Here is a 23,675-nt window from a genome sequence, read left to right on the forward strand (position 1 = left end):
ATTTATCAATTTACCAATTTATAGGATTTATTCTTCCTACGGGCATACTCATTATTTTCGTTTCCGAAGTATTTGTAACTCATCAAACGCGCCATGAGATAGCTTACTGTTGACTCGGCCCCCTGATTGAGGTTTACATTTTTTTCTTCCAATCCATCAAAGCATCCCCCAGTACAAGGATTATAGATGATTTGGTTTAAATGGTTATTGCCCAGGAACCAATTGAACGCCATTTCCATTTTCGTAAGGTAATCAGGATCTTTAAAAATATCGTGGAATTTCCGCAGCGTTATAATGGTGTAAGCCACATCTATTGGCTGTTCACCGAAAGACACCATTTCATCGACACCTTTTTGCTGCCAGGTTTTATTGCATATCACTTTAATTCCGGTCTCGTTAAAAGTCTTAGAAATCAAGAAGTCAAAAGACTCTTTGGCGATGTCCCTGTAAATTCTGTTTCCCGTAACTGTATAGGCACAAAGCAAGGCTTCAGGCAATACACTGTTTGCATAGGTAAGATAACTTTCAAACCATTTCCATTCCGCCGATGACTCGTGTCGATACATCTGAACGAGACGGTCGGCAAACATTTCTGTAAGATCGATTGTCGTTTTACTGTCAATGCTCCTGTTGTAATAGTATATACCTTTAAGGATAAATGCCATGGCTCTTGGCGAGTGTGTGTTTTGTACGAAACGGAATGTCCTTTCGATGATTTCTTCTGCTTTAGAGACTATTTCCTCTGGCAATATCATCGCCAGTGACACCACATATCCGAGTGCCCAAATGGCGCGTCCCGTAGAATCTTCAAGATTAACTTCTCCATTTTGCGTTGTGAAATTGGTTCCGAAATCAACATAATTCATAAACTGCTCATCGCTCATTTCACAATATGCTATGAAGTCGAGGTAAATCCTGATGTATTTCAAATCTTCCTCTTCATGGGTCATTTTATAGTGCTGGCACAACGCAATAAGTGCGCGGGCATTGTCATCAATAGTATATCCTGAATTGATGTCTGGCGCGTTAATTTTTGAAAATTGCAGCATCCCAAAATCGGTGGTCATTTTCTTAATATGATCAAGGTTTACTTCGGGATTCCTGTAATGCAGTTCAAGATTGTTGTTCGAAATCTTCTGCAGGAACCTGGCGTGCGCTACCGCTGAATTTTCCCATGCCGTACCTGTAATTTTATGCAGCCCTTTCAAAATAATATCATGGCGCAGGTTTACGTCAAAAAGGAGCTTGTTTACCGCTTCTGCTAATTCTTTGGAGTTTCCAAAATCAAATAATATTCCGCTTCCATCGGATAAAACTTCTTTGGCATGTGGAATCGGCGTTGATATTACCGGGCAGCCGCAGCTTAACGCGTAAGAAAATGTTCCGCTTACCGCCTGATTCGGGTCATTTGAAGTAAAAATATAAACATCAGTGAGTTGTAAGTATTCCAGCAACTCCTCCAAAGGCAGGTACTTGTTGATGAATTTTACATGCTTATGCAGATTCAGGTCGGTAATTTTCTGCTGAAGCATTTCCCGATATTGTTCGCCTTCACGTAAAGCTACCGTAGGGTGTGTTTTTCCGATGATCAGGAACAGTACTTCCGGTGAGGTCTTGACAATGTTTGGAAGCGCTTCCAGCGTCGTTTCGATATTTTTTCCTGAACTTAGTAAACCAAAAGTAGAGAGAATCTTCCTTCCCTGCAGGTGGTACTTCTCCTTAAGTACTTTTTTGTCAAGGTGCGGCACTAAGTGTGTGCCGTGGGGAATAATTGTGATTTTAGACGCATCGACGAGATAATCGCGGCAAAGGATTTCAGAAGCACCGTTGGTCATTACGATAATCCCATCGACAGTGTCGAGGATGTGTTGCACATTGGCCTTGAAAACTTCATCTGGCCTGGGCAGCACCGTATGAAAAACGACCACCAGCGGCTTGTTTAGTTTCGAAATGAACGCATTAAAATGGACTACATGCTGCGCAAAAAAACCAAATTCGTGCTGTAATAATACAATCTTAATATTATCGTCCGCATTTATTTTCTCAGCAAGATCAATGTAAGATTGTTCTTGTGATGTATTTAAGACATATTTTACATCATCCTTGTACGAATGCTGTTCTTCGTTCGTTTCGAGCGCACATACCTGAATTGAAAAGGAATATACAAACTGTTGCTTCAATGCCTTGATGAGATCATATGAGTAAGTGGCAATACCGCACTGTCTGGGAGGATAGGATGTGATGAGTAATACCTCAGGTACTTGGTGTGAGTCCGTGTTGGTGTGATCCTCTGAAAGATCATTAGGCATAAAAGACAGGAAATTTGCATTCCCGATTTTACTGTTTTGGCCGTCTCTTGTCTCCATAATCTTATTGTTTATTTTCTTCCGGCTGTATTGTTATTGTCTTATTGTTTTGTAATTCGGATAACAACTCCGATAAACTAACCGATGCGCAGGCGATTCTCTCGTCGGCGGCACCATAATAGATGTAAAGCGTGTCGTCAATCAATGCTGTTCCGGTCGGAAATACCACGTTGTTGATGTACCCTTTAAGCTCCCATTCCTTTTCCGGCTCAAATAACGCATACGGCAAGCGGGCAATTTCTTTTGCGGGGTTTTCGAGGTCAAGCAACGCTGCACAGGCAGTGTACATGTAACCGGTCACCACGTCATGTACCCCGTGATAAATAATCAGCCAGCCCTGATCGGTTTCGATTGGCGGGCAACCATTTCCAATATAACTCAGTTCATGCTGGTATTTTGGATCCAGCACAATATGATCCTCCAGGTTTGTAAGGTAATCTTTCCAGAAGTCTTCATCGAGATCGTCGAGTGCTTTGATCTTTGCAATTTGGACACCCGGCTTAATGCGGTGCAGGAAAAAGAGTTTCCCGTGTACTTTCCTTGGAAAGAAAATTACATTTTTGTCCCAGATGTAATTGTCGCCCATATTGAGCCTGAAGTATTTTAGATTGAGATCATCGCTGTGCGTAAGCCATTCCCGAAAGGTATCCCCCTCCACACGCGGCACGATAATACCCTTTTTCTCAAAATGAATCATATCCGAAGATGTGGCTACGGCACCAAACGCGTTCACACCGTCATACGCACAATAAGACAAATAATACGTATCCTCAATTTTTACGATCCTTGGGTCTTCAACGCCATGTTTTTCGTAGTCATGCTCTGCGACAACGATTGGGTGATCGTATCTTTCTGCAACAGTTAGAGGATCACTGAATCGGCAATACCCGATTGTGGAGCGATTTCCTTTTGCCACTGCGCGATACAACATATGAATCTGGCCATTTTCATAAATGACCGCGGGGTTCAACACACCTTCAATTTCGAAATCGAGATCTCTTTTTTCAAGTACGATCCCATGTTTAGTTACACTTACCATATCTTCTGTTTTGAGATTGGTAAAACTATTTATTTCGTAGCTTTTTTAGCTTATGATATAATTTCAAAAAATTACACAATTAAACGCAAATGCTTAAATTCACTACAAAAAAAGCCTCCCTTGGGAAGCTTTAATTGATAAGATATTTGAAAAACATACTAGCTGGCACTGGTTTTACTCACCCAATCTGCTGCCCTGTTTTTGGAAACGTTGATAAAATCCTCGCCTGAGTCAGCTGCTTTAGTAAACTCTTTTTCCGCTCTGCGTTTGAGGCTTTTCAGCTTGTCTTTAAAACCATCAGCCAGGTCTTCAGCCTTATCCAAAACCCTTTGTTTTTTAGACTTGTTTTTCTTTGCCAACAATATTCCTACTAATGCGAGGACTGCAACTCCCGCTGCAACTCCAACGATAACTTTTTTATTGTACATGATTCGATAATTTGAATTAATAATACCTAAAGTTACCACATGAATACCTGCGGCACAAGACTATGTTAAATTCCTTAACGCTAATTAACGAAAGTTTAGGATATTCCCGCTAGTCATCAAAGCCCATGATGCTGGCGATACCTGTTAATGGTATTACTGCCCAGCGCGGACGAGAATTCAGTTCATAGCCCAGTTCATACACTGCTTTTTCGAGAATACAGTATTTCAACAGGAAATCAATTTCGTTTTTATACCCAATATTTAGGTTCCCGCCCTGGGCTACCTCGGTATACGTTTGGAGGAAAACGCCGACGAAGTATTTAAATAGGATTTCACCGGCCTGGAAAAGCTCCTTTTGTTCGTACGGATACTTGTCTTTGTTATTAAAAATCGTGGCATAAATAGAGTAATGGAAAGAGCGGAACATGCCGGCCACATCCTTCAACGGTGGCTGTTTTACCTTGCGGTCGCGGATGGTACTTTCTGGTTCTCCTTCGAAATCGAGCAGGTAAAAGTCATCGCCGTTAACCAATACCTGTCCCAAATGATAATCACCGTGGATGCGGATGCGCTCTGACTTCATTTTTGTCCAATCGAAATCCAGGAATACTTTTCGGATCTCCTTCTTGTGGTCAAGAAACTGGTTCGCGAGTTCTAAAGACAGTCCTTCGAGTTTATGGAGGTTATTTTCCAATATGTTAAGCCGGTTCTGGAATTGGTATGTCAATCGGTTTTTTAACCAGACCGTGTAGTCGCCATTGTAGGTCGTGGGTGTAAACGCGGTATCATGAATATCACTACCCAATGCAATATGCATTTCCGCGGTTCTGGTTGCGAGGGTATGCATTCGCACAAAAATACTGAGCCCGGCCCAGTCAATAATTTCGTGCGGTACTTCATTAATCTTAAGTCTTCGGAAAAGATCAACATCAGGTAGCTTTGAAATTTTTATCTTTTTATGCTTCAGGTTTTCAAAGATGCGGTCCATCTCATCGAGCATAAACTGCCAGGCATCGCCTTGGTTTGGCACCAATTCCTGCATCAATCCCAAAGTGATATTGCCTTCAGACAGCGTTACACTGATGCTGCCGGTGTACGCCGGCGAACTTTTAAAATCCATGCGTTCGGTCAAAAAACGACTGATTTCGTAATCAGGATTGGTGCTGATATAAATACGCCTGAAAATCTTAAGCACAAAGTTACTGTTGTAGATAATCGACGTATTGCTTTGCTCGACGCCCATAAATTTTGAACTTCGGTATTCGCGATCTTCCAATTTTTCGCCTTTATGGAACTTCAGTTTTTGGTCGTCCTTGTCCTTGGCACCGGCAATTTTCTCGAAAAGCAGCTTCCTGAAGTCTTCCTGGTGCAGTGCGTCCACAAGAAATCCTTCGTGCTTACCCATTTTTACCGGTGCAATTACCGTATTGGTGTCCAGTTCGTCTTCAGACATGAACGAAATCGGCATGAAATAGTGCTGGTAAAAAGCTTCCTTGAAATTCACCTCGAGTAAAACGCCATAATAAGTATTTGTTTTTGACGCAATCTTGAAATAATCAATCACCTCGATGTATTTCAGTGTACTCGCTTTGCCGCCATACCAACGCTTGTTTATGATGTATTGTTCGAGTATATCTGACGAAAACACTTTCAGGAATTCCTGGTCATCAAATGCGTTTTTCCATTCGGTTTTGAATACGAAAGGATTTTGAAAACTATCTTCATTGATGCGACTTTCTTTCATCAGCGTTGAATTTTAAATAAGTGAAAAGGCAAAGCGGGAGTCAGTTCGACAAAATTCCACTCTTTATCCCAGTAATAACTGTTTCCTGTGATTTGGTCGATGATATTCAACGGATTGTTCCCCAGCGCAGCGATTGGGATGCGCACCATTGCCTGAACCGGATTATCCCCATCCAGACTAACGACCATCAATGTTTCATTTTGCTTCGCATCGTCAAATTTATAGTACGCCATTACTTGTTCGTTGTTCGTATCACAAAAAACGATGTTATTTGTTTGCTGCAGGGATTCCTGCTCTCTCCGAATCCTGTTTAGACGTGTGATGAGCATCGTCAGTTTGTTTTTGACCGTCCAATCCCAGCAATAATATTCATACTTCTCGGAATTGAGATACTCTTCTTTGCCCGGTGCCATGGGTTCGCAAACCATGTACTCAAACACAGGCCCGTAAAGTCCAATACTCGAGCTTAAGGTTGCTGCGAGGAAGTACTTCTGCAGGTGTACGGATTCCTTGCCGCTTTGCAGTGAAAACGGATTGATATCCGGGGTGTTAGGCCAGAAATTCGGACGGTAAAACTCCTTTTGTTCTGTTTGCGTCAGTTCTTCCAGGTATTGCGTAATTTCTGCTTTGGTATCACGCCAGGTAAAATAAGTATATGATTGGCTAAAACCCTGCTTGGCCAACTCGTTCATGATTTTGGGTCTTGTAAACGCTTCCGCCAAAAACAGCACATCGGGATGTTTTTTCTTAATTTCTGCGATGAGCCAACCCCAGAAATAAAATGGCTTCGTGTGGGGATTATCTACCCTGAAAACACGGATGTCACACTCTTCAATCCAAAACAATGCAACATCCAGCAATTCTTTCCACAGGTTTTTCCAATCTGAGGACTCAAAATAAATGGGCTGGATGTCCTGGTATTTTTTGGGTGGATTTTCTGCATATTGTACGGTTCCATCCGGTCGCCATTTAAACCATTGCGGAAACTCCTTCACATAAGGATGGTCCGGAGCGGCCTGAAGCGCATAATCCATTGCGATTTCAATGCCCATTTCTTTTGCCTTTTTGACCAGCGATTTAAAATCCTCAATAGACCCCAGCTCAGGATGTGTTGACTTGTGTCCGCCATACTGCGACCCAATTCCCCAGGGCGACCCAACATCGCCCGGCTGCGCATCGGTGGCATTGTTCTTCCCCTTCCGGTTGACTTCCCCAATCGGATGTATTGGCGGAAAATACAAGGTATCAAAGCCCATTTCCGCTACCCGTGGCAACAATTGCTCGCAATCCTTAAAGGTACCGTGTTTGCCTTTTTCAGCCGATGCAGACCGCGGAAAAAACTCATACCAGGTGCTGAATAATGCCTTTTTACGATCCACGTATACTTTGAGTTCTATGGATTGGTTTGATAAAAATTTAGTGGGATACTTTTTGAAAATCCCGGTGAGTTCCAGCGAAGTTGCTTCGTTAACTGCCTGATTGTAATCGGTAGCATTCGTAAAATGCGCTGACACTTTTTTTAAGTAAGCCTTCTCTGTTGCTGTCGCGGATTTCAAAATATCCTTTATATATTCCGCTCCTTCTAGCAGTTCTGACTTCACATGCTGGCTGTCATGAATCTTCCTTTCGGTGCCATGCTGCCAGTTCAGCGCATAGTCTACCCAGCCTTCAACCAAATACGTGTAATACCCTTGTTTTTCCACCGTAAATTCAGCAGTCCACGAATCATTCCCCTCCTGTTCCATCCGAACTTCCTGCCAGTTTTTATCTTTTTCATGCCGGTACTTTACACAGCATTCCACAACATCGTGTCCATCAGCAAAGACATCAGCGGTTACTGTCACTTTCTGACCGGTGATTCTCTTCACAGCGAAAGCACCCCCATCCAGTTGAGGCATCACATTTTCAATAATTATGCGGGTTTGGTTCTGCATTTTTAGTTAATTTTATGATTTCTAAATTAATAAAAAATGCAGAACATAATAACTTGCGGTAAAAATTAGTGGAATGACAAAGAATACCAAGAAACCTGCGCAATCTTTGAAGATTCCTAAGGCAATTATTGTTACCGGTAAATTATTATCGTTCATTTCACTAAATCTTGCTACCCGTTTCGCCGCAAGGCTTTTCACCACGCCCATCCGCCACCGAATCCCACGCCGTGAAGTGGAAATGGACACGGGAAGCAGACAGACATTATTACAGATACCACAAATAGACAAAAACATTGTCGTATATGAATTCGGAGAAAGCGAAAGAAAAATACTGTTGGTACATGGTTGGTCAGGCCGTGGCACGCAATTGGTCAGGATCGCAGAAGCGTTGCTTAAAGAAGGATACGCCACGGTAAGCTTTGACGCTCCCGCACATGGTAAATCGTCGGGAAAAACGACGCTGATGCCGGAGTTCATTGTCTGTATTGAAGAAATCAACAAACTTTACGGCCCATTTGAAACGGCTGTAGGGCATTCGCTTGGCGGCATGTCGTTGCTGAATGCGGTTCGAAAAGGCTTTCCCTTAAGCCGTCTCGTGATTATCGGTAGCGGAGATGTCATTAAGGACATCATGGACCATTTTATCATGGCGCTGCAGCTCGACGGTCGGATCAGCGAAATGATGCGGATCTATTTCGAAAAAAAATTTGGAGAAACCATGGAAAGTTATTCTTCGTATCTTGCGGCGCAAACAATCGACATCCCCGTGCTTGTAATACATGACAACGACGATGCGGATGTTGACGTAAAATGTGGCATCCACATCCATAAACACCTGAAAAAAGGTGAACTGAAAATCACCCGGGGTTTGGGACACCGGAAAATTTTGGGAGACCGTGAGGTTATTGAAAATATTGTCGAATTTATTAAACGTTAAATATTATTTTATGAAAAAAACGCTGTTTTTAATTTTATCAATTTGCAGTTTTGCCGTTGCTGGCGCACAGGAAATCAAAACTTCCAACACGTCAGGATTTGAAGTGGAAAAAACGGATGCCGAATGGAAAAAACAACTTACTCCTGAACAATACGAAGTGTTGCGTAATAAAGGAACCGAAAAACCAAACACCGGCGCGTATGTAAATAATTTTGAAAAAGGAACCTATGTTTGCGCCGCTTGTGGAAATCTGATTTTTAATTCTGATGCTAAATTTAAGTCTGACTGCGGATGGCCAACTTTCGACAAGGCTGTAAAAAACTCCATCATTTTCGTGGCAGATGACAGCACGGGCACCGTTCGTACAGAAGCAGCCTGTTCACGTTGTGGAAGTCATTTAGGTCATGTTTTTGATGATGGCCCTGCGAAAACGACGGGAAAGCGTTTTTGCACCAATTCTGTCGCGATAAAATTTGTTGCTGAGAAATAAGATACCTTAAATGGTTGTGCTTTTTTTAAATAATTCCATTATTCGGGCGGCTAACGCTGTTAACTAAAGACTATGAAATATCCAGTTGAAAAATCGGAATCACAGTGGAAAGAAGAACTTGGTCCCGACCGTTATAGGATTTTGCGCCAGAAAGGAACGGAATTCCCTCATAGCGGACAGTATAACCTGCATTATGCCAAGGGAACCTATTGCTGTGGCGCGTGTGGGGAACCGTTGTTTGAAAGCAATTCGAAATTTGATGCCCATTGTGGGTGGCCGTCTTTTGACGAATCGATTCCGGGAAAAGTAGAATACATTCAGGACCGCACCCATGGTATGATCAGGACAGAAATTGTATGTGCGAATTGCGGAAGCCATCTGGGACATGTCTTTGATGACGGTCCTACAGATACTGGCCAGCGTTACTGCGTTAATTCGCTTTCTATTGACTTTAAAGACGAATAAAAAAAAAGCCAGTGCAAAAACACTGGCTTTTTTTCTCTATTTGCCGGGCTTGAGTATATAACTCACGCTGACATTTGCTGTAATTTCTATTTCTCCGGCAGCAAGGGTTTCATTTCTTCCCATTACTGAATCTGCCATTTTCATCGCCATTTCGTTGTACATCGGCCTTGGATAATCTATCTGTGAATTGTCGACTACGGTAAACGCTTCTCCTAAGCTTTGCCCTAAAGCACTCACAAGGTCATCTGCCTTAAGACGGGCGTTTCGTATGGCTGACCTCCGCGCCTCGGATTTATGATACTCGAGCATCGAGGTTTTGAACTCAACTCCTGAAATATTGTTCACACCGGTATCGGTAAGGCCTTCCATTAATTCATCGTATTTTGAAAGATCTTTTAGCAAAACAGTAATCGTTTGTGTTGCCTGGTAGTTGTGTTTTCTTTTCTCATAATCATAATTATCGTAAAGGCTGACGCGCTGGGTTTGATAATTTTCTTTCGCAATATTCATCTTTTTAATATACTTTAATACGGCGTCGACCTTGGTGTCATTCTCTTTCTTTACATCAGCCGATTTTGTCCCGTTTGAAACAATGGAAACGGAAATGCTTACCTGGTCTGGTGCGACTCTTACTTTACCTTCCCCATTCACGGTCAACAAAGGAATTGGCCTATCCTGCGCATGCGCGGCAGAAATAAAAAGCAATGCAAATAACAAAATGGTCTTTTTCATAAAAAAATGTTTTTTTGGGTTTATATTAAAATGAAGGGTAATTTACGAATTATATTTTCCCGAGTTTCGCCATTATGAATAATATAACAATTGGAACTGTCAGGAACAAGACGATGCCGGGTCTGTCAGAGATCAAACCGGGATGCGCAGCAAGGGTGATCAACATCCCGCCAATAGCGCCACCAAAATGCGCGGTATGACCGATGTTGTCTTTTTTGGTCTTCATTCCGTAAATGGAAAAAAGAAGGTAAATTAAACCAAAGAGATAAGCCGGAATAAAATTGATGCGCATGTCAGGCTCAAATAAAATGGACGCATAAAGCACCCCAGTCGTCGCACCAGATGCTCCAACGGCGCGATAACTGTAATCATCCTTGTGAAATACCATCGTCAGGAGGCTGCCAAACAGCAGGCTCACGAAGTATACCAAAAGAAATCCGAACGGGCCACTGTAGCCTATCACAACCGGGCCAAACAAATATAACGCTAGCATATTCAATGCCAGGTGCATAAAGTCGACGTGTAAAAACGCCGAAGAAAACATCCGGTATTGTTCGCCCGCCCTGATGCTTCCCACGTGAAATTCGTATTTCCTGAAAAAGGCCGCGTCCTCAAACCCCTTGAAACTCACAAGCGCGTTGGCGGCAATTAAAACAATCAAATAAGTAATGCTCATTGTAAAGGTTTTGGTTACAAAATTAGGTAAATGGATGTTAACACATTCCAAAACAAAATTAATACAAAGATTAAAAGTATATTTGCAAAAAAAATTCTATGCAGCTTCTTGCTTTCGTATTGGCATACCCATTTTTATGGTGTGTTTCGATGTTGCCATTTCGTGCATTATATATATTCTCCGATATCATCTGTTTCTTTGTGTACCATGTCTTTGGCTACAGAAAACAAACGGTACGGAAAAACCTCGAAATTGCACTGCCTCACTTATCCATAACCGAAAGGCGTACCATAGAAAAAAAATTTTTCCGGCACATGTGCGATATGTTCCTCGAGATGATTAAAACCATGAATATCTCGGACAAGGAAATTAAGGACCGTTTCGTTTTCACAAACATGGAAATGATCCGCGAATATGAGGAAAAAGGAAAAAGTGTCGCTTTGCTGTGTGCGCACTACGCCAGTTGGGAATGGCTCGTTGTGATGGCAAAATACACCAGTTTCAGAAGTATTGCCATCTATAAAAAAATAGGGAACAAATATTTTGACAAACTGGTGCGTAAAATACGTTCCAGACTCCACGCCGAATTGGTCGAGTCGAAAAAATCCATAGAACTCATTCAATACAACAACGCAAATAAAATCAAGGCGTTTTATGGGTTTGCAAGCGATCAGTCGCCACAGCTTTCCAAAGCAAAGTACTGGGACCAGTTTATGGGACTCGTACACACCGGAGCTGAAATGCTTGCCAAAAAATTAGATCTTAATGTGCTTTTTGTAAAAGTGGAGAAAGTGAAACGCGGCCATTATCAGGCCACATTGATGCCATTGGTAGAGAACCCTAAATCAGTTCCTGATTACGAAATCACCAGCATTTACCTGAGGGAAGTTGAAAAACAGATTCTCGAAGCGCCGGAATATTACTTTTGGACGCACAACCGATGGAAACATTCAGGAAAAAAGAAAGCTACTGATAAAACCATGAATGTACCAACGCTTTAATACTTGAAGCCTCATTCTTGTGTGAAAATTCATTGGTCTTACTGTCATATACATAGTCTTTCGACCATTGTTCATGATTTTGCGCTAACGCCCTAATGCTTTCACATACAAACCTGATTTCGTCATTGTTGGTAGTGGGATGAATCGACATCCTCACCCATCCCGGCTTGTCTATTAAATTCCCGGAGTCAATTTTGCAGGTCAGTAAATGTGATCTCTCCTGATCCACATTTAAAAGATAGTGCCCATAAGTTCCCGCACAACTGCAGCCGCCGCGGGTTTGTATCCCAAAACGATCATTCAGTATCTTAACCGCCAGATTGAAATGCAGGTTATCGATGTAAAAGGAAATAACGCCCAACCTTTCTTTGTGCTGTGCCGCAAGTATTCTTATGTTATCGATAGGTTTCAAATCCGCGAAGATGTAATCCACGATTTCGCGCTCGCGGGACAGGATCTTGTCAACGCCCATCTCTTCTTTCAGCCTTACCGCCAAAGCCGTTCTGATAGCCTGTAAAAAACCAGGTGTACCCCCATCTTCCCGATCTTCGATATTGTCGACATATTTATGCTCGCCCCATGGATTCGTCCAGCTTACCGTTCCACCGCCAGGGTTATCCGGAATCATATTGTGGTATAATTTCTTATTGAACACGAGAACACCCGTAGTTCCGGGACCACCCAGAAATTTATGCGGTGAAAAGAAAATCGCGTCAAGATAGGCCTCTGGATCTTCCGGATGCATGTCTATGTTTACGTAAGGCCCTGAACACGCAAAATCAACAAAACACAAGCCATTTTCACGATGCATCAGTTTTGCCACTTCATGATAGGGCGTCTTGATTCCCGTAACGTTGGAACAGGAAGTCACTGACGCAATCTTGAGTGTCCTGTCGCGGTATTTCTCAAGAAGATGCGTAAAATTGTTTAGACAGAATAATCCTTTTTCACAAGCCGGTACCACAACAACCTCTGCTATGGTTTCAAGCCATGAAGTTTGGTTCGAATGGTGTTCCATGTGCGAGATAAAAACCACAGGGCGGTCATTTTTTGGGATATCTGCCGTGTAGGGCTTCAGGCTTTCAGGCACTTTTAGGCCGAGAATCCGCTGAAACTTGTTTACAACTCCGGTCATTCCGGTACCATCGTTAATTAAAACGTCATCCGGCCCTGCATTCACATGCCGTTTAATAATCTTCCTTGCTTCATGATAAGCCAAAGTCATTGCTGTGCCGGAAACCGTGGTTTCGGTATGGGTATTTGCCACAAAAGGCCCAAAATCCGAGATCATTTTCTCTTCAATGGGTCGGTAAAGTCGGCCACTGGCAGTCCAATCGGTGTAAATGATTTTTTTTCGTCCAAAAGGCGAATCAAATTCCTGATCTATCCCAATAATATTATGCCGGAATTTTTGAAAATAGCTTTCTAAAGTGGTGTCGGTACCTTTTTCTACAGCAATCATTTCAGAAGAATTTAGGCCGTAAATATATGATTTTTTAGGGATTCAATTCACGGTAGTTGTCATCTTCCTATTATTGACAAACTTTATAATACGGCTGCATGGTATTTTTTAGTTATTTTGGCATCTCAAAAATTACAAATGCAAACCATACACGCGAACGGTTACGAAATATTATTTGGAGATGGCGGTTATGATGCGGTAAATCGTTTTATAGCTGATAGGGTTTATTCCAAAATATTCATCCTGACAGATACCAATTCCAATGAGTATTGCTTACCACGTTTTTTATCCTTTCTAGCAACTGAAGTGGCGATTGAAATCATCGAGGTTGATGCGGGCGAAATGCATAAGAATATAGAAACCTGCATCGGTGTATGGAATGCGCTTACGGAGTTAGGTGCCGACCGGAAAAGCCTGATGATCAATTTAGGGGGTGGTGTGGTTACGGATCTGGGCGGCTTCGTAGCATCGACATTTAAACGCGGTATCGACTTTACCCATATTCCTACAACCCTGCTTGCTATGGTCGACGCATCCGTCGGTGGAAAGAACGGGATAGATCTTGGCAACCTCAAAAACCACATTGGCGTCATCAACACACCGCGCATGATTTTGATGGACATGACTTTCCTGGATACGCTTCCGCAGATAGAAATGCGTTCCGGGCTGGCTGAAATGCTGAAACACGGATTGATCTATGACAAAAACTATTGGGATAAATTTACAGATCTTGCTGCTATTGACACGAATGACCTGGGACAACTCATTTACGAATCGGTTGTTATCAAAAACGAAATCGTAGCTGCTGATCCCAATGAAAAAGGAATACGGAAATCTTTAAATTTTGGGCACACACTTGGACATGCGATCGAGGGTTGCTTTCTGGAAAACGAATCTAAAACAACCTTGCTCCACGGAGAAGCGATCGCCGCAGGCATGGTCCTGGAATCCCATCTTTCACTACAAAAGGGCTTGATCTCAGCGGAAGAATATGCTGCAGTAAAACGCAACATTCTTGGGATTTACGGAAGGGTAACATTTGATGCAAACGACCTGCAGTCCATCACAGATTTGCTGATTCACGACAAAAAAAACGAATACGGGAAAATTCAATTTGTCCTGTTGGACGGCATCGGCAGTGTTAAAATCGGACAGGAACTTGATAATGAATCTATTACCAACGCTTTCGAAGACTATAAATCTTAATATTTTTTTAATTAAAACGGTTGCATTTCGGAAAATATATTTTTTACATTTGCGCTGATGAACAAACGACAGAAACTCAATAGCGGCTATATTGCCACATCCCCAAAAATAGCCTGCATTTTCAGGGCAAAATCTTTGATTGAGGCAAAAGGAAATTTGTTTTTTGACGTATTCCAATATCCACAGGAAAAACTTCAAATCATTTATGCAAATATCCGGGTTTGAATATAGGTGAAAATTAGTAGTAATTTTTAACCTAAATTCCTGATAAATAAATGAATACAAAATATTTCGATTTAATAAACCAAACTTATTATTTCCCGCAGGACGAATTTACGCTGAGTAAAGACAACCAACTGCTTTTCCATAACATCGACCTCATGAAGTTGGTTGAACAATATGGAACGCCTTTAAAATTTACGTATTTGCCCCAGATTTCCAGCAATATCAAGCGCGCCAAAAATTGGTTCCGTAATGCCATGGAAAAAAATAAATATGATGGTAAATATTATTATTGCTATTGTACGAAAAGTTCCCACTTTGAATATGTGATGAACGAAGCGTTCAAGAACAACATCCATATTGAAACGTCCTCTGCTTTTGACATCAACATCGTTGAAAACCTCCTCGAAAGCGGAAAGATCAATAAAAGCACTTATATCATCTGCAACGGCTTTAAGCGCGACCAGTACATTGAGAACATTGCAAGGCTGATCAACAACGGCCATAAGAATGCGATTCCGATTATTGATAATTTCGAAGAGCTCGACCTGCTTCAGGCCGGTATTAAAGGAAAATTCAAAATTGGCATCCGCATCGCAGCGGAAGAAGAACCCAAATTTGAATTTTATACTTCCCGACTCGGAATCGGGTATAAAAATATTGTGCCGTTTTACAAAAAGCAAATTCAGGACAACAAAAACCTGGAGCTTAAAATGCTGCACTTCTTCATCAATACCGGAATAAACGACAACGCGTATTACTGGAATGAATTGGTGAAGTGTATCAAGGTTTACGTAGCTTTAAAGAAAGAATGCCCTACCTTGGACAGCCTGAATATAGGGGGCGGATTTCCAATTAAGAATTCGCTGGCTTTCGAATATGATTACCAATATATGATTGATGAAATCATCAACCAAATCAAGATTGCTTGTGAGGAAGCCGAAGTTGACGTACCACACATATTTACCGAATTTGGTTCATTTACGGTAGGTGAAAGCGCCGGTGCCATTTATCAGGTATTGTACCAAAAACAACAGAACGACAGGGAAAAGTGGAATATGATTGATTCTTCTTTTATCACCACACTGCCCGACACCTGGGCCATTAATAAGCGCTTCATCATGCTTGCTGTCAATCGATGGAATGATCAATACGAGCGTGTGTTATTGGGTGGTATGACCTGCGACAGTGATGATTATTACAATTCGGAACAAAACATGAACGCCATTTACCTGCCCAAATACAACAAGGAAAAACCTTTATATATCGGGTTTTTCAATACCGGCGCGTATCAGGAAACCATCGGAGGTTATGGTGGACTTCACCACTGCCTTATTCCGCAGCCCAAGCACATTCTCATCGACCGGGACGAACAGGGAATACTGGCTACCGAGGTTTTTTCGGAACAGCAAACGTCGGAAGATGTACTGAATATTTTAGGATATAATAAGAAATAGTTAACGGTATTGGTTTGGCGGTTTAAGAAAAAAATATTTTCTTTGAAAGGATAACTAATGCCACAATCAGATTGCGAAAAAGCAATGCAATATAAACAAACAGAGGACAATGAGTAAAGGACCAATCAGCCAGTTTATTGAAAAACACTACCTGCATTTTAATGCGGCAGCGTTAGTGGATGCGGCAAAGGGCTATGAAAAACAGCTGGCAGACGGCGCAAAAATGATGGTAACGTTAGCGGGTGCGATGAGTACCGCCGAACTTGGGAAAAGTTTTGCCGAAATTATCCGAAAAGACAAAGTTCAGATCATCTCCTGTACCGGAGCCAATCTTGAGGAAGATATCATGAACCTGGTCGCACACTCTCACTATGAAAGGGTGCCAAATTACAGAGACTTAACACCGCAGCAAGAGTGGGATCTACTTGAAAGGGGCCTGAATCGGGTAACCGACACCTGCATTCCGGAGCATGAAGCATTCCGGAGATTACAGCAACACATCTACAAAATATGGAAAGACGCGGACGATAAAGGTGAACGTTATTTCCCTCATGAATTCATGTATAAAATGCTGCTTTCCGGTGTTTTGGAAGAGTATTACGAAATTGACCTGAAAGACAGTTGGATGTATGCCGCCGCGGAGCGCAATTTACCAATTATTGTACCGGGGTGGGAAGACAGTACAATGGGGAACATTTTTGCTTCCTACGTGATCAAAGGTGAATTGAAAGCGTCTACCATGAAATCGGGAATTGAATACATGACGTATCTCGCAAAATGGTATACCGATAATAGTAAAAATGGTGTAGGTTTTTTCCAGATTGGAGGCGGAATCGCAGGAGATTTCCCGATTTGCGTTGTACCGATGCTGTATCAGGATATGGAAATGCATGATGTCCCTTTTTGGAGCTATTTCTGCCAGATTTCTGATTCCACCACGAGTTATGGTTCCTACTCAGGTGCCGTCCCAAATGAAAAGATCACCTGGGGAAAATTAGATATCGCAACCCCAAAATTTATTATTGAATCAGATGCAACGATTGTTGCGCCCCTTATTTTTGCTTACCTATTAGATTTATAACAGCTATCCTATGAAAAGAGTAATTGTTGACTATGCCAAATTAACCAACGAGATTTTGAACCTGTTAGTGGAAAAATTCCCTGATGGATATGACGATTCTAATATCATTCGCTTTAAGAATGCCAAAGGCGAGTTGATAGAAGCCGTTGAAGTGAGGACGGAAGACACCATTTACCTTGTAAAAGTGAGTACAAAACTTGCTACAAGACTTGAGAATTTTGACGAAGATGATATTGATGATGTGGTTGAACCAATCGACACGATAAAAGGAATTGATATCGAAGATGAAGATGCTCCGTCTGACGAAGAGGATGACGAAGACGAAAACCTTGACAAACCCGACCTCGATCCTGAAGATGACGAAGATTATGATGGCGACAGGGAAGATATCGCGGATGACGAGGAAGATGAAGACGAAGACTAATACCAAAAGGAACTCTAACGGGTTCCTTTTTTAATTAATAACCATGATGATTAGTTCCTTTGCGCCTTTTGTTGATCAACAAACTAAAGTAATTGTTCTTGGCACAATGCCCGGCGCTACCTCACTCGCACTGCAGGAATATTATGCCTACAAACAGAACCACTTTTGGCGCATTTTTTTCACTTACTTCCACGCGCTGCCGGTTCCGGATTTATTTGAACTCCGGGTTGAAATACTGAGGAAAAACAATATCGGTTTATGGGATGTTTTGCAACATTGCGAACGAGAGGGCAGCCTCGACACCAACATCCGCAACCATCAGGTAAACGATTTTGTGCGCTTGTTTAAAGAGTTTCCGAATATTTGCCATATTTTGTTCAATGGAAAGGAAAGCCACAAGTATTTTATGAAGCATATTGGGGAAATCCCAGGCGTTAAATTTCACGTGATGCCATCAACAAGCCCAGCGAACACGATGTCCTTCGAGAAAAAATTTGAAATCTGGTCTGAAGCACTTATAAGTACCGCTCCCTAAAAATCCGCTGGTGGTGCTTCATGTGCCCGGTGATGATAAACCCAATGGCACGCACGGAAATTTCGTTATCTGATGCCGTACCCATACTTTTCAATTTCTCTTCTGAAAAGCTCTTAAATAGCGCCAGGGTTCCATGCCGTACGGTCGAAAGCTCGCTAAGTAAATCCTGGATGGTCCTGGCATTTGCATTGGCCGCATCAACGTAGCGGTTTTCCTCAAAACCAGGCAGGGGGGTTTTATCCCCCCGGGCGATGCGCAAGGCACGGTAACTGAAAATCCGTTCAGCATCTGTCAAATGCAGGATAATGTCTTTTATGGTCCATTTTCCTTCAGCATAACGGTAATCAAATTTGTCCATTGGAATATCCTGCACAAACCGGATAAAGTCGTGCAGGCTGATTTCAAGTTCTTCTGTCAGGTGGGTATCGTCTAAAGCCTTGATGTAATTTGCGTAAAAGGCACCATATTCATGGTCCGGTAAAGCCGATGATCTCATAGTTGGTTATTTGCTATCGTTACGGGTGGTGATTGTGTATTTCCATTTCGAAGGGATGTGGTCATTGGTAAGCGCAACCGGAACCAACATTCCCAGTCCGGGAGGCGTCAATGCCACTGTGGCGATAAATCCGTATCCCCCAGCTGCAGCACCCGCAATCGCTCCGGTTAAGCACAGCCCGCCCACAACAATCAACATGGGACGCAGGATTTCTCCATCTACAGTACGGCGCTTTATCTTGACAATGTCATTAAGTGGAAAAGAAGTTCCATTAATCGCGATGGTCTCATCATCAATGATGGTGTATTTCCCAATGTGCTTTTTACCATCTTTAGTCCGGACCTTTAAACGTGTGTTCTCACGATAGAAAATTTTCCGATGCGTGAAGCTGTGTTCGATTTCAATACCTTTATCCTGTGCAGAAATAAAAAACACATTCGCCAAAATCAAAAATAAAACAGACCATTTTGAAAATTGGGTAACTCTTGTGTCGATGTTTGTCATAGTTTTTGGTTGGTGTTGCCGAGATTTATGCCGAATTCCTGCTAGCGTTCGTATTGCCAAACAGCGACCGTGTCACGATCTTCTCATACACCGCGATAAGATTTTCATCTGGCACGGCAGCCGCGTTCAGTTCTTTAACGCGCAACAGTGCGTATTGTTGTATTGTCAACAGTGGCATGACGATATGTTCCCGCATTTCAATCGACGCTTTACCATCAGGATAATTTTCCATGAGCGCTGTATGTCCGGCAATTTTCAAAAGCAAACGCTTCGTAAGCAGGAACTCTTCGTAAATAATTGTCCAAAAAGGCCCAAATTCCGGATCCTCCTTCATGTAAGCCGTTAATGGAAAAAATGATTTTGCCAAGGACATCATACTATTTTCCAATAACGTTTTAACGAAGAGTGAATGATCAAACAAATGTTGTATTTCATGCCAGCGTCCTGATGTTTCGAAGTAAGATAAAGCGGAACCTACTCCAAAAAAACCGGGTACATTTTGCTTCAATTGGCTCCACGAACCCACAAATGGAATGGCACGTAGCTCGGAAAACTCCAATCGATCTGATTTACTTCGTTTTGCCGGTCGGCTGCCAATATTCGCTTTTGCAAAGTATTTTAGGGTACTGACCTGTTCCAGGTAGGGGATAAACTTCGGATGGTTTTTAAAATCTGTATATTTTTCAAAACCCTTTTCTGCAAGTTCATCGAGTATTTTTTTGTCTGCGCCTGAAAGCAGATTCTCATCTTTATCAAAAATCTGATTCGCCACCCCGGCACTCAATAGGTTTTCAAGATTGTAACGACACGAATCCAACGTACCAAAGTTAGAACTGATGGTTTGACCCTGTATTGTAATCTGGATTTCCCGATTCTCAATATTTGGTCCCAGTGACGCGTAAAACTTGTGGGTTTTACCTCCGCCCCGTGCCGGAGGTCCTCCCCGACCGTCGAAAAAGATTACTTTAATACCATATTCGCGCGAAATTTCCGTGATTTCCTCTTTCGCTTTGTAGATGCTCCAGTTTGCCATCAGGTAACCGCCATCCTTGGTGCCGTCCGAGAATCCGAGCATTACCGTCTGCTTGTTCCCACGTCTGGCGAGGTGCTGTTGATACGCCTCATCGGTGTAAAGCGACTCCATCACCGATTTTGCGTTGCGAAGATCATCGATTACTTCAAAGAGCGGAACGATGTCAACAGTGGGATTGTCCCAGCCGCACAAACGGAATAACGCCAGTGCCTGCAAAACATCTAATGCCGTTTCATTATTGCTGATGATATAGCGATTGCAGCCCATTTCACCGTTTAGCGATTGTATGGTACGCATTGCGTACACAGATTCCAGTGTCGATCTTGTGATCTCATTGTAATCATTGGGATTAACTCCGGGCTTCGCATTGCTGATGATCTCCGCTTTCTGGATTGCATCAGCCGACAAATAGCCATTGGCAAGATAAACCCCCTCCTTCGCAATTTCCTCAAACACCTGGTGGTGTATCCTGCTGTTTTGGCGGACATCCAATGAAGCAAAATGAAAACCGAACAACCCAACATTGCTAATAAATAAGTCCAAATCGTCAAGATACAACGACTGGTGCTTCTGCTCAACAATGCGTTTGATAACGTTCAACTGCTGCTTGAGTTCGTCCAGGGTGAGAAAAATCTGATCATCGGCACTGTGTATTGAATCATAAAGTTTCAATTCAATTTCAGTAACCAAAATATCTACATCATAGAATGTTAACTTCCTTTTCAATCGTCGGATTTCATTGTAGTAACATCTAAAAAGAGCAATGCGCAAACGGCTTGCAACCCGCAACGTGATTTCCGTAGTCACAAACGGATTGCCATCTCTGTCGCCTCCGGGCCAAAATCCAAAGTTGAGCAGCGAATTGTCGTTTATCTCCTCTTTAAAAATATTCTTGTTGATGTAATGCACCATATCGCCGGCAGTATAATAGAACACATTTTCCAGATACCATACCAGGCTGACCGCTTCATCGAATGGGGTTGGCTTTTCCTTTTTGATAAATGGCGTCTTGCCGAGCTGTGCAAGAAGCTCTTTAATGCGCTGCAAATCATTTTCCCTTACAGCAATCGTCAAATCGGTGATAATGCCCAGCACCGGACCAGGATAAAACTGCGTAGGATGCGCTGTCAGGACGGTACGGACTTTAAAAGTGCGGAAAAAATCACGAAGCGCATCGAGTTTATTTTTTGCCTCCGCTTTCTCGTTAATATCCCGAAGAGAACCACGCCCTTCCATGTTATTAACGATAGGAAAAGCCGCATCTTCAATAGCATCAAACAATACAATCTGGCGCTCAATATATTGTATGAATCGGAACATCAGGTTGATTTTATCCTGTTCAGTCTTGTTGTCGAGGAATTTATCCGAAAACTGCTCAAATATCTGCCTTGGGTTCAATTGTTGCTTAAAACCACTCTCACACATTTCGGAGAACAACGGGAGCAATACACCGGTATTGTCAATGGAGTCAAATGGCAGCGTGATAAACACGCTATTGTAAATATGGTATTTGGAAAGCACATTCTCATTGAAGCGTTCAATTTTCGGAGGCGTATACATCAGCAGGATAATTTTGGTTTAAATTAATAAAAAAACCCCAAGCTTTCACTTGAGGTTTGAATATTTTATAAAGATCCGATTACATGTTTTTGAAAATCGTATGCATCAGGCGCTTTTTGTCGTTGATGCTTTCTTCGAGCGAAATCATCGTTTCAGTCCTGTACACCCCTTCGATATCGTCAATCATGAAGATTACATCCTTAGCGTGTTTGGTATCTTTCGCTCTTATTTTACAAAAGATATTGAATTTCCCGGTAGTCACATGAGCCACGGTAACGAACGGGATATCGTTGATGCGTTCCAGCACAAATTTAGTTTGAGAAGTATTATTCAAAAATACACCAACGTAGGCGATGAAAGAATAACCCAGTTTTTCGTAATCCAACGTAAGTGAAGAACCCATAATGATTCCGGCATCCTCCATCTTTTTTACCCTGACATGCACCGTTCCGGCCGAGATCAGTAGTTTCTTTGCGATATCCGTAAACGGAACCCTGGTATTGTCTATCAGCATATCCAGAATCTGATGATCTACTTCATCTAAGCGAAATTTACTCATATTGTTGTTTGTTTTATGGTTATAGTTACAATAAAAGAAAAAACCAATTACGCCCGTGTGACGAGTTTTCCATTCAGAAATTCTAACCCACTATTCAGAAAAAAGTCGGCTTTCTGATCTGGTTTTGGAACACCACCATATAAATCTGAATATCTAGCAAAGCCTCCATCAAATTCATGATGCCCAAAACAATCATGTAAATCGCCTATTTTCACAATAAAAGCGTTAAAATTAATGGTATTGTTCACTAATTCTTCCCTGTACTGTGCCGCAAAATTGGTGATTATTTCTGAACTATCATAATTTATTTTGATGTTTTTATAAACAAAATCGAAAAAATTCGGATTATTTTGCGGAATATTCACATAATATTCGATTTCGTTATCAACTATAACGTTTTCGTAGATCGCTGTGAATCCTGACAATAATGCAATAAATATGTATTTTCGCGTAATTTCGCGGTTATAGTCTCCTGCATAATGTCCTGCCTCAAAAAGAATGGTGGGCGTTCCCAAAAACTGAAAAGTGTCACCCACACAATTGATGTTAAAGGAGTCGTCGAATCGCCCAACCTGCCCTGGAATATGTAACTGCAGTACGGCATTCATGCCATTAATAACCCGGATCGCTTTACGCCTGACTTCATTGTGATGTCGCTCCACGTTGAACGCTGGTGCCAGAAATGAAACCGTGGCAGGCTTTCCGGTATCCGCTACCCCAAAAATGGTGCGCTGGTCGTGCATGTTGTAGCAATAATCTGGCTTAAAATCATCATATACCTTACGCAACACCATACTTTCAGGCTGTGTTTGATCCTGCGCATCGCGATTCAGGTCGATTTCGTTGGCATTTACCCGCGTGTACGCCCGGGCGCCATCAGGGTTCAATATCGGAATAAACTGAAAGGTAAAAAAGGAAAGGAGCTTTTGCTGCTCCGGCGAGTCAGTGACCAGGAAATTAAACAAGTCAAAAAGTGCTTTTGTGGTCGTGCTTTCATTGCCATGCATTTGCGACCACACGAGGATTTTAGTTTTCCCGCTACCCATCTTCAAGCCGTAAATATTTTGCCGTAAAACCGATTTTCCTAAAATCGTCAGTTCCCCAAAAGAGTCCAATCGCGTCAAAAGCGGCTCAACATGCTGCAATGAAATGTACCTCCCGAAGAGTTCATTCGCTTTAATCTCTTCATAAATTTTTTCGTAATCCATATCCTGAAATTGCATCAACAAATGTAAACTTATTTGCTTTTACAAATGTAAATATCAATTGCGTTTTACAATGTTTATCACTGTAAACACGTTCTTTCCGCATCTGTCTGACAAAA

General features: G+C 42.1%; 22 protein-coding genes. 9 read left to right on the plus strand and 13 right to left on the minus strand.

What is annotated here, in order from left to right; genetic code table 11:
* Positions 1-5 precede the first annotated feature (5 nt).
* From CFE23_RS02360 to CFE23_RS02380, 5 genes are all read right to left on the minus strand, one after another.
* On the minus strand, positions 6-2,366 hold the full coding sequence (locus tag CFE23_RS02360) for a glycosyltransferase (RefSeq protein ID WP_291083436.1): 2,361 nt from the start codon (positions 2,364-2,366) through the stop codon (positions 6-8).
* 4 nt (positions 2,367-2,370) lie between these two features.
* Complete coding sequence (locus CFE23_RS02365; RefSeq protein ID WP_291083439.1) at positions 2,371-3,405, minus strand: pesticidal protein Cry7Aa; 1,035 nt, start codon at positions 3,403-3,405, stop codon at positions 2,371-2,373.
* A gap of 158 nt (positions 3,406-3,563) precedes the next feature.
* On the minus strand, positions 3,564-3,833 hold the full coding sequence (locus CFE23_RS02370; protein ID WP_291083441.1) for a hypothetical protein: 270 nt from the start codon (positions 3,831-3,833) through the stop codon (positions 3,564-3,566).
* A gap of 109 nt (positions 3,834-3,942) precedes the next feature.
* Entirely contained in the window at positions 3,943-5,577 is a 1,635-nt protein-coding gene (locus tag CFE23_RS02375) for a trehalose synthase (RefSeq protein ID WP_291083443.1), read from the minus strand.
* The gene (locus CFE23_RS02380) at positions 5,577-7,511 is read right to left on the minus strand and encodes an alpha-1,4-glucan--maltose-1-phosphate maltosyltransferase (RefSeq protein WP_291083445.1); all 1,935 of its coding nucleotides are present in this window, start codon (positions 7,509-7,511) and stop codon (positions 5,577-5,579) included. The genes CFE23_RS02375 and CFE23_RS02380 overlap by 1 nt, the downstream gene beginning before the upstream one ends.
* Positions 7,512-7,584: 73 nt before the next feature.
* Here CFE23_RS02380 and CFE23_RS02385 point away from each other — a divergent pair, with 73 nt between their 5' ends.
* The 3 genes from CFE23_RS02385 to msrB (CFE23_RS02395) all read left to right on the plus strand — a co-directional run bounded on the left by CFE23_RS02385 (position 7,585) and on the right by msrB (CFE23_RS02395) (position 9,403).
* Positions 7,585-8,448 (plus strand): alpha/beta hydrolase, encoded by an 864-nt coding sequence (locus CFE23_RS02385; protein ID WP_291083448.1) that lies wholly within the window; start codon positions 7,585-7,587, stop codon positions 8,446-8,448.
* Positions 8,449-8,458: 10 nt separating this feature from the next.
* The gene (gene msrB / locus CFE23_RS02390; RefSeq protein ID WP_291083451.1) at positions 8,459-8,938 is read left to right on the plus strand and encodes a peptide-methionine (R)-S-oxide reductase MsrB; all 480 of its coding nucleotides are present in this window, start codon (positions 8,459-8,461) and stop codon (positions 8,936-8,938) included.
* A gap of 72 nt (positions 8,939-9,010) precedes the next feature.
* Positions 9,011-9,403, plus strand: a complete 393-nt coding sequence (gene msrB, locus CFE23_RS02395; protein ID WP_291083453.1) for a peptide-methionine (R)-S-oxide reductase MsrB — start codon at positions 9,011-9,013, stop codon at positions 9,401-9,403.
* Positions 9,404-9,439: 36 nt separating this feature from the next.
* Here the strand turns inward: msrB (CFE23_RS02395) and CFE23_RS02400 are convergent, their stop codons facing one another.
* Both CFE23_RS02400 and CFE23_RS02405 read right to left on the minus strand, forming a co-directional pair.
* Positions 9,440-10,135 (minus strand): SIMPL domain-containing protein, encoded by a 696-nt coding sequence (locus tag CFE23_RS02400; RefSeq protein WP_291083457.1) that lies wholly within the window; start codon positions 10,133-10,135, stop codon positions 9,440-9,442.
* A 49-nt stretch (positions 10,136-10,184) separates the two neighbouring features.
* Positions 10,185-10,811: a rhomboid family intramembrane serine protease gene (locus CFE23_RS02405; protein WP_291083459.1), complete on the minus strand. Its 627-nt coding sequence runs from the start codon at positions 10,809-10,811 to the stop codon at positions 10,185-10,187.
* Positions 10,812-10,909: 98 nt separating this feature from the next.
* On the opposite strand from CFE23_RS02405, the gene CFE23_RS02410 reads away from it, so the two are divergent.
* A complete protein-coding gene (locus CFE23_RS02410) occupies positions 10,910-11,812 on the plus strand; it encodes a lysophospholipid acyltransferase family protein (protein ID WP_291083461.1) in 903 nt (300 codons plus the stop codon).
* Here the strand turns inward: CFE23_RS02410 and CFE23_RS02415 are convergent.
* The gene (locus tag CFE23_RS02415; RefSeq protein ID WP_291083463.1) at positions 11,778-13,274 is read right to left on the minus strand and encodes an aminotransferase class V-fold PLP-dependent enzyme; all 1,497 of its coding nucleotides are present in this window, start codon (positions 13,272-13,274) and stop codon (positions 11,778-11,780) included. The two genes, CFE23_RS02410 and CFE23_RS02415, sit on opposite strands and share 35 nt — an antisense overlap.
* A 138-nt stretch (positions 13,275-13,412) precedes the next feature.
* On the opposite strand from CFE23_RS02415, the gene aroB reads away from it, so the two are divergent.
* From aroB to CFE23_RS02440, 5 genes are all read left to right on the plus strand, one after another.
* Positions 13,413-14,480, plus strand: coding sequence for a 3-dehydroquinate synthase (gene aroB / locus CFE23_RS02420; RefSeq protein ID WP_291083466.1), 1,068 nt, complete (start codon positions 13,413-13,415; stop codon positions 14,478-14,480).
* 275 nt (positions 14,481-14,755) lie between these two features.
* Positions 14,756-16,159 carry an arginine decarboxylase gene (locus CFE23_RS02425; RefSeq protein ID WP_291083468.1) on the plus strand — a complete coding sequence of 468 codons (1,404 nt, stop codon included), beginning with the start codon at positions 14,756-14,758 and terminating at the stop codon, positions 16,157-16,159.
* Between the two features lie 109 nt (positions 16,160-16,268).
* Positions 16,269-17,240, plus strand: coding sequence for a deoxyhypusine synthase family protein (locus CFE23_RS02430; RefSeq protein ID WP_291083471.1), 972 nt, complete (start codon positions 16,269-16,271; stop codon positions 17,238-17,240).
* 10 nt (positions 17,241-17,250) lie between these two features.
* Positions 17,251-17,664, plus strand: coding sequence for a DNA primase (locus CFE23_RS02435; RefSeq protein WP_291083474.1), 414 nt, complete (start codon positions 17,251-17,253; stop codon positions 17,662-17,664).
* A gap of 43 nt (positions 17,665-17,707) precedes the next feature.
* Complete coding sequence (locus CFE23_RS02440) at positions 17,708-18,199, plus strand: DNA-deoxyinosine glycosylase (RefSeq protein WP_291083477.1); 492 nt, start codon at positions 17,708-17,710, stop codon at positions 18,197-18,199.
* On the opposite strand, the gene CFE23_RS02445 is transcribed toward CFE23_RS02440, so the two are convergent.
* From CFE23_RS02445 to CFE23_RS02465, 5 genes are all read right to left on the minus strand, one after another.
* Complete coding sequence (locus tag CFE23_RS02445) at positions 18,180-18,695, minus strand: DinB family protein (protein ID WP_291083480.1); 516 nt, start codon at positions 18,693-18,695, stop codon at positions 18,180-18,182. The genes CFE23_RS02440 and CFE23_RS02445 overlap by 20 nt on opposite strands.
* A gap of 6 nt (positions 18,696-18,701) precedes the next feature.
* The gene (locus CFE23_RS02450; protein WP_291083483.1) at positions 18,702-19,199 is read right to left on the minus strand and encodes a hypothetical protein; all 498 of its coding nucleotides are present in this window, start codon (positions 19,197-19,199) and stop codon (positions 18,702-18,704) included.
* 25 nt (positions 19,200-19,224) lie between these two features.
* Positions 19,225-21,792 (minus strand): phosphoenolpyruvate carboxylase, encoded by a 2,568-nt coding sequence (locus tag CFE23_RS02455; protein ID WP_291083486.1) that lies wholly within the window; start codon positions 21,790-21,792, stop codon positions 19,225-19,227.
* Positions 21,793-21,871: 79 nt separating this feature from the next.
* On the minus strand, positions 21,872-22,351 hold the full coding sequence (locus CFE23_RS02460) for a winged helix-turn-helix transcriptional regulator (protein ID WP_026705124.1): 480 nt from the start codon (positions 22,349-22,351) through the stop codon (positions 21,872-21,874).
* Positions 22,352-22,398: 47 nt separating this feature from the next.
* Positions 22,399-23,559 carry a M14 metallopeptidase family protein gene (locus CFE23_RS02465; protein ID WP_291083489.1) on the minus strand — a complete coding sequence of 387 codons (1,161 nt, stop codon included), beginning with the start codon at positions 23,557-23,559 and terminating at the stop codon, positions 22,399-22,401.
* Between the last annotated feature and the right edge of the window lie 116 nt (positions 23,560-23,675).

It is taken from the genome of Flavobacterium sp. BFFFF1 (assembly GCF_002256285.1).
GTDB lineage: Bacteria > Bacteroidota > Bacteroidia > Flavobacteriales > Flavobacteriaceae > Flavobacterium.

Coding starts and splice junctions, on each gene's coding strand:
- CFE23_RS02360 (WP_291083436.1), bottom strand. CDS start 2,366: ATGGAGACAAGAGACGGCCAAAACAGTAAAATCGGGAATGCAAATTTC.
- CFE23_RS02365 (WP_291083439.1), bottom strand. CDS start 3,405: ATGGTAAGTGTAACTAAACATGGGATCGTACTTGAAAAAAGAGATCTC.
- CFE23_RS02370 (WP_291083441.1), bottom strand. CDS start 3,833: ATGTACAATAAAAAAGTTATCGTTGGAGTTGCAGCGGGAGTTGCAGTC.
- CFE23_RS02375 (WP_291083443.1), bottom strand. CDS start 5,577: ATGAAAGAAAGTCGCATCAATGAAGATAGTTTTCAAAATCCTTTCGTA.
- CFE23_RS02380 (WP_291083445.1), bottom strand. CDS start 7,511: ATGCAGAACCAAACCCGCATAATTATTGAAAATGTGATGCCTCAACTG.
- CFE23_RS02385 (WP_291083448.1), top strand. CDS start 7,585: ATGACAAAGAATACCAAGAAACCTGCGCAATCTTTGAAGATTCCTAAG.
- msrB (WP_291083451.1), top strand. CDS start 8,459: ATGAAAAAAACGCTGTTTTTAATTTTATCAATTTGCAGTTTTGCCGTT.
- msrB (WP_291083453.1), top strand. CDS start 9,011: ATGAAATATCCAGTTGAAAAATCGGAATCACAGTGGAAAGAAGAACTT.
- CFE23_RS02400 (WP_291083457.1), bottom strand. CDS start 10,135: ATGAAAAAGACCATTTTGTTATTTGCATTGCTTTTTATTTCTGCCGCG.
- CFE23_RS02405 (WP_291083459.1), bottom strand. CDS start 10,811: ATGAGCATTACTTATTTGATTGTTTTAATTGCCGCCAACGCGCTTGTG.
- CFE23_RS02410 (WP_291083461.1), top strand. CDS start 10,910: ATGCAGCTTCTTGCTTTCGTATTGGCATACCCATTTTTATGGTGTGTT.
- CFE23_RS02415 (WP_291083463.1), bottom strand. CDS start 13,274: ATGATTGCTGTAGAAAAAGGTACCGACACCACTTTAGAAAGCTATTTT.
- aroB (WP_291083466.1), top strand. CDS start 13,413: ATGCAAACCATACACGCGAACGGTTACGAAATATTATTTGGAGATGGC.
- CFE23_RS02425 (WP_291083468.1), top strand. CDS start 14,756: ATGAATACAAAATATTTCGATTTAATAAACCAAACTTATTATTTCCCG.
- CFE23_RS02430 (WP_291083471.1), top strand. CDS start 16,269: ATGAGTAAAGGACCAATCAGCCAGTTTATTGAAAAACACTACCTGCAT.
- CFE23_RS02435 (WP_291083474.1), top strand. CDS start 17,251: ATGAAAAGAGTAATTGTTGACTATGCCAAATTAACCAACGAGATTTTG.
- CFE23_RS02440 (WP_291083477.1), top strand. CDS start 17,708: ATGATGATTAGTTCCTTTGCGCCTTTTGTTGATCAACAAACTAAAGTA.
- CFE23_RS02445 (WP_291083480.1), bottom strand. CDS start 18,695: ATGAGATCATCGGCTTTACCGGACCATGAATATGGTGCCTTTTACGCA.
- CFE23_RS02450 (WP_291083483.1), bottom strand. CDS start 19,199: ATGACAAACATCGACACAAGAGTTACCCAATTTTCAAAATGGTCTGTT.
- CFE23_RS02455 (WP_291083486.1), bottom strand. CDS start 21,792: ATGTATACGCCTCCGAAAATTGAACGCTTCAATGAGAATGTGCTTTCC.
- CFE23_RS02460 (WP_026705124.1), bottom strand. CDS start 22,351: ATGAGTAAATTTCGCTTAGATGAAGTAGATCATCAGATTCTGGATATG.
- CFE23_RS02465 (WP_291083489.1), bottom strand. CDS start 23,559: ATGGATTACGAAAAAATTTATGAAGAGATTAAAGCGAATGAACTCTTC.